Origin of the sequence: Acidaminococcus sp. CAG:542 (assembly GCF_000437815.1) — a bacterium.
Classification (GTDB): domain Bacteria; phylum Bacillota; class Negativicutes; order Acidaminococcales; family Acidaminococcaceae; genus Acidaminococcus.
This window is the reverse complement of record NZ_FR902040.1, coordinates 1-7976: the sequence shown is the minus strand read 5'-3', so window position 1 is coordinate 7976 and position 7976 is coordinate 1. Positions and strand designations below refer to the sequence as shown.

The 7976-nt window shown below is 57.2% G+C and carries 8 protein-coding genes; all 8 read left to right on the top strand.

Annotation, left to right across the window (positions count from 1 at the left end; genetic code table 11):
* The first annotated feature begins 164 nt into the window (after positions 1-164).
* The 8 genes from metG to groL all read left to right on the top strand — a co-directional run bounded on the left by metG (position 165) and on the right by groL (position 7825).
* Positions 165-2117 (top strand): methionine--tRNA ligase, encoded by a 1953-nt coding sequence (gene metG, locus QVO43_RS02620; RefSeq protein ID WP_022487050.1) that lies wholly within the window; start codon positions 165-167, stop codon positions 2115-2117.
* 1 nt (position 2118) lies between these two features.
* Positions 2119-2904, top strand: a complete 786-nt coding sequence (locus tag QVO43_RS02615; protein ID WP_022487049.1) for a TatD family hydrolase — start codon at positions 2119-2121, stop codon at positions 2902-2904.
* Between the two features lie 135 nt (positions 2905-3039).
* Entirely contained in the window at positions 3040-4029 is a 990-nt protein-coding gene (locus QVO43_RS02610; protein ID WP_022487048.1) for a G5 domain-containing protein, read from the top strand.
* A 16-nt stretch (positions 4030-4045) separates the two neighbouring features.
* Positions 4046-4591, top strand: coding sequence for a ribonuclease M5 (rnmV, locus tag QVO43_RS02605; protein WP_022487047.1), 546 nt, complete (start codon positions 4046-4048; stop codon positions 4589-4591).
* 1 nt (position 4592) lies between these two features.
* The gene (gene rsmA, locus QVO43_RS02600) at positions 4593-5447 is read left to right on the top strand and encodes a 16S rRNA (adenine(1518)-N(6)/adenine(1519)-N(6))-dimethyltransferase RsmA (RefSeq protein ID WP_022487046.1); all 855 of its coding nucleotides are present in this window, start codon (positions 4593-4595) and stop codon (positions 5445-5447) included.
* On the top strand, positions 5444-5704 hold the full coding sequence (locus QVO43_RS02595; protein WP_022487045.1) for a cysteine-rich small domain-containing protein: 261 nt from the start codon (positions 5444-5446) through the stop codon (positions 5702-5704). The genes rsmA and QVO43_RS02595 overlap by 4 nt, the downstream gene beginning before the upstream one ends.
* A gap of 125 nt (positions 5705-5829) precedes the next feature.
* Positions 5830-6120, top strand: a complete 291-nt coding sequence (gene groES / locus QVO43_RS02590; protein ID WP_022487044.1) for a co-chaperone GroES — start codon at positions 5830-5832, stop codon at positions 6118-6120.
* A gap of 73 nt (positions 6121-6193) precedes the next feature.
* Positions 6194-7825 (top strand): chaperonin GroEL, encoded by a 1632-nt coding sequence (gene groL, locus QVO43_RS02585; protein ID WP_022487043.1) that lies wholly within the window; start codon positions 6194-6196, stop codon positions 7823-7825.
* The last annotated feature ends 151 nt before the right edge of the window (positions 7826-7976 follow it).

Genomic DNA, 7976 nt, shown 5'->3' with positions numbered 1-7976 from the left:
CGCGTTTGGCTTCCACCAGCCGCTGACCATTGACAATTGACCATTGACGGGGATGCTGCACGCATATTTTTCACGTGCAACATCCCCTTTTCGTGCATCTCCCGCCCATTTGTGATATGATAATATACTAGAGCATTATTTTTATTTGACAAAGGGGAATGACCATGACGAAACCTGCTTTTTATATTACGACGCCCATTTACTATCCCAGCGCCGACCTGCACATTGGACATGCCTACTGCACCACCATTGCCGACACCATCGCCCGGTACAAACGGGCCAACGGCTTTGATGTCCAGTTCATCACCGGCAGTGACGAACACGGGCTGAAGATCCAGCGGAAGGCGGAATCCTTCGGGGTAAAGCCCATTGAATACACCGACAAGATCGTGGCGGACTTCAAGAAGCTGTGGGAGATGCTGGGGGTCAGCTACACCTCCTTCGTCCGCACTTCCAGCCCGGAACACGAAAAGACCGTCCAGACCCTGCTCCAGAAGGTGTGGGAACAGGGGGACATCTACAAAAAAGACTACGAAGGCCTGTACTGCGTGCCCTGCGAATCTTTCTGGACCGAACACCAGGTGGAGGAAGCCGGGGGCGTGTGCCCGGACTGCGGCCGTCCTGTGGAAAAGATGAAGGAATCCAGCTATTTCTTCCGGATGTCCAAATATGCGGACCGGATCCTGGAATACATCGAGACCCATCCGGATTTCATCCAGCCTGTTTCCCGCCGGAACGAAATGATCAACTTCATCAAACAGGGACTGGAAGACCTGTGCATCAGCCGGAGCAGCTTCGACTGGGGCATCCAGGTGCCCTTTGACCCCAAACATGTGGTGTACGTGTGGTTCGATGCACTGCTGGCCTACTTCACCGGCATCGGCTTCGGTCAGGACATGGACAAATTCAACCGGTTCTGGCCGGCGGACCTCCACCTGGTGGGGAAGGAAATCGTCCGGTTCCATACCATTATCTGGCCGGCCATGCTGATGGCCATGGGCTTCGACCTGCCCAAGGAAGTGTACGGCCACGGCTGGCTGGTGGTAGACGGGGACAAAATGTCCAAGTCCAAGGGCAATGTGGTGGATCCGGTGCAGCCCATCAAAGAATTCGGCGCTGACGCCGTCCGGTATTTCCTGCTCCGGGAAATCAACTTGGGCAGCGACGGGAACTATTCCCGGAAGGGCCTGATCAAACGGTTCAACTCCGACCTGGCCAACGACCTGGGGAACCTCCAGTACCGGACCGTTTCCATGATCGACAAATACCACGGGGGCATCGTCCACAAGACCGTGGTGGACAGCGAAACCGATGAGAAGTTCCGCAGCCTGGCCGCCGAAACCCTGAAGAACTACCGGGCCGCCATGGACAGATACGCCCTCAACGACGGGATCAAGGCCATCTGGGCCTATGTGGGGGCCGCCAACAAGTACATCGACGAAACCACCCCCTGGATCCTGGCCAAGGATCCCGCCCAGGCCAAACGGCTGGAAGCGGTGATGTACAACCTGGCAGACGCGGTCCGGAACATCGCCATCCTGATCTCCTCCATGATGCCCTTCACCGCACCCAAGATCTTCGCCCAGCTGGGCCTGGAGACTCCGGAACAGTTCGACCTGAACGACGTGGCCTGGGGCAACTTCCCTGACGGCACCAAGGTGGCCAAGGGCCAGCCCATCTTCCCCCGGATCGAAGAAGAGGAAGAAGACAAGGCTCCGGAACCCAAAAAGGAAGCCAAACCGGCCAAAAAGGACAAGAAGGCGGAGAAAAAGGCTGAAGGGGTCGTGACCCCGGACCAGTGCACCATCGAAGACTTCGGCAAACTGGACCTGCGGGTGGGCACCATCCAGAAAGCGGAAAAAATGCCCAACGCGGACAAGCTGCTGAAGATCGAAGTGAAGGTGGGGGACGAAGTCCGGACCATCGTTTCCGGCATCGCTCCCTATTACAAGGAAGAAGAACTGACGGGCAAGAACGTGATCGTCATCGCCAACCTGAAGCCGGCCAAACTCCGTGGCGTGGAATCCCGGGGGATGCTGCTGGCCGCGTCTGACGGCCAGGGGAACCTGAAACTGGCGGAAGTGCCGGGGATCGCCTCCGGCAGCAAGGTGAAATAACATGCATAAGCTTCCTTTGTTCGATACCCACGCCCATGTGGACGTGGAGGATTTTGACGAAGACAGGGAAGAGCTGCTCCGTTCCATCGGAGAGACCATGGCCGGGATCATTGATCCCGGCTGTGACATTCCCAGCTCCCAAACGGCCCTTGCCCTGGCCCACCAGTACCCCTTTGTGTGGGCGGCAGTGGGGATCCATCCGGAAGAGATCAGCCACAGCAGCCTGGAGGACCTGAAACAGATCGAAGCCTGGTGCGCCGATCCCCGGGTGGTAGCCATCGGGGAGATCGGTCTGGATTACTACAACGATGAACATTCCCCCCACGGCCTGCAGCAGGAATTTCTGATCCGCCAGCTGGACCTGGCCCGAAAAACCGGCCTGCCGGTGATCATCCACGACCGGGATTCCCATGAGGACGTGCTCCGGATCATCCGGGAAGAAGGCAAAGGCGTCCGGGGGGTGCTCCACTGCTTTTCCGGGGACTGGGCCATGGCGGAAGAGGCCCTGGCCCTGGGCTGGTACCTGGGGTTCGGGGGCACCAGCACCTTCAAGAACGACCGGGGGGTAAGATCCATCCTGGCCCGGGTGCCGGAAGACCGGATCCTGTTCGAGACCGATTCCCCCTACATGGCCCCTGTGCCCTACCGGGGAAAGCGGAACAACCCTCTCTACACCGCCATTGTGGCAGAGCGGGCGGCGGAACTCCGGGGGACCACACCGGAAAAAATCATGGAAAGTTCAACAAATAATGCGAAAAAGCTGTTTTTCCGTCTCACAAACCAGTAAAACAGCTGTACAGTCTACAAAAACGTCACAAATTACACCTGCCAGAGTGTATAATTTTAGTACCTGGTACTAATTTAATTTTGACAGGAATCGCCTCCTTATGGTATGATGCAAGCACTTTAAGGAGGCGAAACTTTGCGAAAATCACAACCTTTTAAGCGTCCCTACAAGTGGATTGTTGTCTGCCTGCTGCTGGCTGCCAGCGTGAACCTGGTGGGCTTTGCGGCCCAGCCCAAAACCGTGAGCATCAAAGTGGACGGACAGACCATAACCCTGCAGACCAGAGCCCTGACCGTTCAGGGAGCCCTGGAAGAAGCCGGTGTTGTTCTTCAGAAAGCCGACGGATATGAACTGGTCGGCGAAGAGGAAAAACTCAATGATGGAGCTACCATCGAAGTGACCCGGGCCATGCCCGTGAAAGTTTGGAAAGCAGGAAGAACCACCGAATACACCATCGGACGCAAAACCGTGCGAGACGTATTGAATGCCGTGGGAGTGGATTACAAAGGATTCCAGGTCTATCCGGGACTGGACACGGAAGTGACCCCGGACATGACCATCCACATTATTTCTCCCACCAATAAACTGACCACCGAAACCCGGGACATCCCCTATGAAGTGGAGATGCGGAACAATGACAACCTGCCCCGGGGCCGGCAGAATGTGATCTCCCCCGGCCAAAACGGGCAGGAAAAGGTCACCTACCGGGAAATCAAGGTGGGCAGCGAAACCGTAAGACAGGAGCTGAACCGGGAAGTGCTCTCGGAACCGGTTCCTGAAATCGTGGAAGTGGGTACGGGGAACAACCTGAATATGATCGAAACCTCCCGTGGTTTCGTCCGTTACCGCTCTGCCCGGACGGTGGAAGCATCCGCCTACACCATGGCAGAAGGCAGCGGCACAGGGCTCACCTCCACCGGCGTAGTCCCCTATCATGGGGTGGTGGCCGTGGATCCGGACGTGATCCCCTACGGCACCCGGATGTACATCCCCGGCTACGGCTTTGCTGTGGCAGCGGACTGCGGCGGCGCCATCAACGGCAATACCATCGACCTGTTCATGGAAGATTATGGCGATGCCATTTCCTGGGGCCGGCGGGATGTGACTGTGTATTTCTTGGAGTAAAAGACAGGAGAAAATCGTGCTGAAAGAAGTGCTGGTAGTAGAAGGCAAGATGGACACCGTGGCGGTGAAGAAGGCAGTGGATGCTGAGACCATCGAGACCGGGGGATTCACCCTGGCGCCCCATACCCTGGCCCTGATCGAAGCAGCCTACAGGAAACGGGGGATCATCATCATGACCGATCCCGACGGCGCGGGAGAGCGGATCCGGAAATTCTTGACGGAGCGCTTCCCCAAAGCCGGACAGGCTTTTGTGCCCAAGGCGGAGGCCCTGGCCCATCATGATGTGGGCATTGAACAGGCCCAGCCGGAGGCCATCCGGAAAGCCCTGTCCAAGGTCCGTTTCCAGGAAATGGAGCCCCGAAAGGAATTTTCCTCTCGGGACTTGTTTGTTTCCGGGCTGTCAGGGTCTCCGGAGGCGGTGGCCCGGCGGGACAGACTGGGAGCCATCCTGGGCATCGGCTACGGGAACGCCAAGCAGATGGTCCATCGGCTGAACAATTACGGAGTGACCCGGGAGGAATTCCAGGCCGCTCTGGCAGAAATCGACGGGGAAGGAAAATGACATGCTGCATCCAGTGATCGCCAGCCGGGACGTGACCCGGTACATCCTCGATACTTTTGGCCTCCGGGCCAAGAAGAAGTTCGGACAGAACTTTTTGATCAATGAACAGGTGGTCCGGGGGATCGCCCGGGAAGCCCAGGTGGGCCCCGGAGACCTGGTGCTGGAAATCGGCCCGGGAATCGGCACCCTGACCCAGGCCCTGGCGGAGACCGGGGCCCAGGTGAAAAGCGTGGAGATCGACCGGACCCTGCTGCCCGTCCTGGCCAAAACCCTGGAAGGGTATGACAATGTGGAAATCGTCCCCGGGGACGTGCTGAAGGTGGACCTGGGGGAAGTGACGGAGCACCGGCCCTTTACCGTGGCCGCCAACCTGCCCTATTACATCACCACCCCCATCATCTTCGCCCTTTTGGAAGAGGATCTGCCCCTCCAGAGGCTGGTGGTGATGGTCCAGAAGGAAGTGGCGGAGCGGATGATCGCTGCTCCGGGAGGGAAAGATTACGGCCCTCTGTCCCTGGCTCTCCAGTATTATTCCCAGCCCCGGCTGGCCATACCGGTGCCCGCCCGGGACTTTATGCCCGCCCCCAAGGTGGATTCCATGGTGGTGGTCTGCGACAAACGGGAGCACCCGGCGGTGGATGTTCCGGCGAAGCTGTTCTTCCGGGTGGTGAAGGCGGCCTTTTCCCAGCGGCGGAAAATGCTCAGCAACTGCCTGAAGACCCTGGGGATCACCCCGGACCAGGTGAAGGAACTGCTGGATGGGGCCGGCATCGACGGGAAGCGGAGAGGGGAATCCCTTTCCATGGACGAATTCGGCAGCCTGGCCCGGTCCTACGGGAAGCTGTTGGAACCATGAGCTGCCGGTACAAGTTCTTTGCCCACCGGCAGTGCGAATTCTTTCCCTGCCACAAAGGGGCGGACCCGGACCGGTTCAACTGCCTGTTCTGCTACTGCCCCCTGTACCTGGTGCCGGACTGCGGCGGGGACTTCACCCGGCTGGGAGATGGGAACAAAGACTGCAGCCGCTGCCTTTTGCCCCACGACCCGGACCGGTACGACCAGGTGGTCCGGACCCTGGAGAAAAAAGTTTTCAAGCCTTTTGACAAAAAATAGTCAAAGGGCTTGATTTTTTTTGGAAACATGCTATTATAGATACTGTAGTTAGCACTCCAGTGAAATGAGTGCTAATAAAAAATGCAAACAACCCATTGCTCATAGAATGAAAGGGGATACGTAAGATGTTAAAACCTTTGGATGATCATGTTGTAGTTGAACCCATTGTACAAGAAGAAAAAACCAGCAGCGGCATTTACCTGCCGGATACTGCTCACAAAGACAAACCCCAGACCGGCAAAGTGGTTGCCGTAGGCACCGGCCGTCTCCTGGAAAACGGCACCCGGGTCCCTTCCGAAGTGAAGGCAGGGGATGTGGTGGTATTCGCCAAATACTCCGGCAGTGATGTAACCCTGGACGGGAAAGACTACATCATCCTGAGAGACAGCGATATCCTGGCGGTTGTGGAAGACTGAAAGCTTTCCTCCGTCCCGTATCTGGTAGAAAATACCAAACCGTACATTATCTGGAATTAAGGAGTCGATCAATATGGCTAAACTGATTAAATTTGATGAAGATGCCCGCCGTGGCCTGGAACGGGGTGTCAATGCCCTGGCTGATGCCGTAAAGGTAACCCTGGGGCCCAAAGGCCGGAACGTTGTACTGGAAAAGAAATTCGGTTCTCCCACCATCACCAACGATGGGGTAACCATTGCCAAGGATATTGAACTGGAAGATCCGTTTGAAAACATGGGCGCCGCCCTGGTCCGTGAAGTGGCCACCAAGACCAACGACATCGCCGGCGACGGTACCACCACCGCTACGGTGCTGGCCCAGTCCATCGTCCATGAAGGGATGAAGAACGTGGTGGCCGGTGCCAACCCCATGGTCCTGAAGAAAGGGATCAAGAAAGCCACCGATGCTCTGGTTGACGAACTGAAGAAGAGCGCCAAGGCTGTCAGCACCAAGGAAGAAAAGGCACAGGTTGCCTCCATTTCCGCCGGTGATGAAGAAATCGGCGGGCTGATCGCCGATGCCATGGAAAAAGTGGGCAACGACGGCGTAATCACCGTGGAAGAATCCAAGACCATGGACACCTCCCTGGAAACCGTAAAAGGCATGCAGTTCGACCGTGGGTACATCTCCCCCTACATGGTAACGGATCCTGACAAGATGGAAGCCGTTATGAGCAACCCGTACGTATTCATTACGGACCGGAAGATCACCCTGATCAACGACATTATGCCTGTCCTGGAAAAGGTTGTACAACAGGGCCGTGAACTGCTGATCATTGCTGAAGACGTGGAAGGGGAAGCCCTGGCTACCCTGGTTGTGAACCGTCTGCGTGGCACCTTCAAGGCTGTGGCTGTAAAGGCTCCTGGCTTCGGTGACCGCCGGAAGGCCATGCTCCAGGATATCGCCACCCTCACCGGTGCTACGGTCATCAGTGAAGAAGTGGGCCGGAAACTGGACAGCGCTACCCTGGCTGACCTGGGTACTGCCGGTCAGGTACGGGTAACCAAGGACATGACCACCATCGTTGACGGCGGCGGTGACAAACAGGCTGTGGCTGACCGGATCGCCTCCATCAAGGCTCAGATCCCTGCCACCACCTCCCAGTTCGACAAAGAAAAACTCCAGGAACGCCTGGCCAAACTGTCCGGCGGCGTAGCCGTGATCAAGGTTGGTGCTGCTACCGAAACCGAACTGAAAGACAAGAAACTCCGTATCGAAGATGCCCTGAACGCCACCCGTGCTGCTGTGGCTGAAGGCATTGTGGCCGGCGGCGGCACCGCTCTGCTGCAGGTACAGCCGGTTCTGGACGAACTGGAAGCCAAGGCTGACGGTGATGAAAAGACCGGTATCGATATTGTAAGACGGGCCATTGAAGCACCGGTACGGCAAATCGCCAACAACGCCGGCCTGGAAGGCGCCGTCATCGTGGAAGCTGTGAAGAAGGCTGCCAAAGGCACCGGCTTCAACGCTGCCACCGAAGAATATGTGGATATGATCAAAGCTGGTATCGTGGATCCCTGCAAAGTAACCCGCAGTGCTCTCCAGAACGCCGCTTCCATCGCTTCCATGATCCTGACCACGGAAGCCGTAGTAGCCGACAAACCGGCTGAAAAAGGCGCCGCAGCAGCCCCTGCCATGGGCGCTGGGATGCCTGGAATGATGTAAGATCAGACCGTAAGGGTTAAAAAATCCCCCTGGGAAACCAGGGGGATTTTTTGCGTCTCACGCCAAAGGAGACCCTTTGCCGGGGGCAAATGGTTTTGAAGGGAAACGCAGCCCGTTGGGCTGCTAACCCACCACCATTGCGCAGGCGCAA

Excerpts from the sequence above, each read along its gene's own strand:
- metG (WP_022487050.1), top strand. The coding sequence starts at position 165 with ATGACGAAACCTGCTTTTTATATTACGACGCCCATTTACTATCCCAGC.
- QVO43_RS02615 (WP_022487049.1), top strand. The coding sequence starts at position 2,119 with ATGCATAAGCTTCCTTTGTTCGATACCCACGCCCATGTGGACGTGGAG.
- rsmA (WP_022487046.1), top strand. The coding sequence starts at position 4,593 with ATGCTGCATCCAGTGATCGCCAGCCGGGACGTGACCCGGTACATCCTC.
- QVO43_RS02595 (WP_022487045.1), top strand. The coding sequence starts at position 5,444 with ATGAGCTGCCGGTACAAGTTCTTTGCCCACCGGCAGTGCGAATTCTTT.
- groES (WP_022487044.1), top strand. The coding sequence starts at position 5,830 with ATGTTAAAACCTTTGGATGATCATGTTGTAGTTGAACCCATTGTACAA.
- groL (WP_022487043.1), top strand. The coding sequence starts at position 6,194 with ATGGCTAAACTGATTAAATTTGATGAAGATGCCCGCCGTGGCCTGGAA.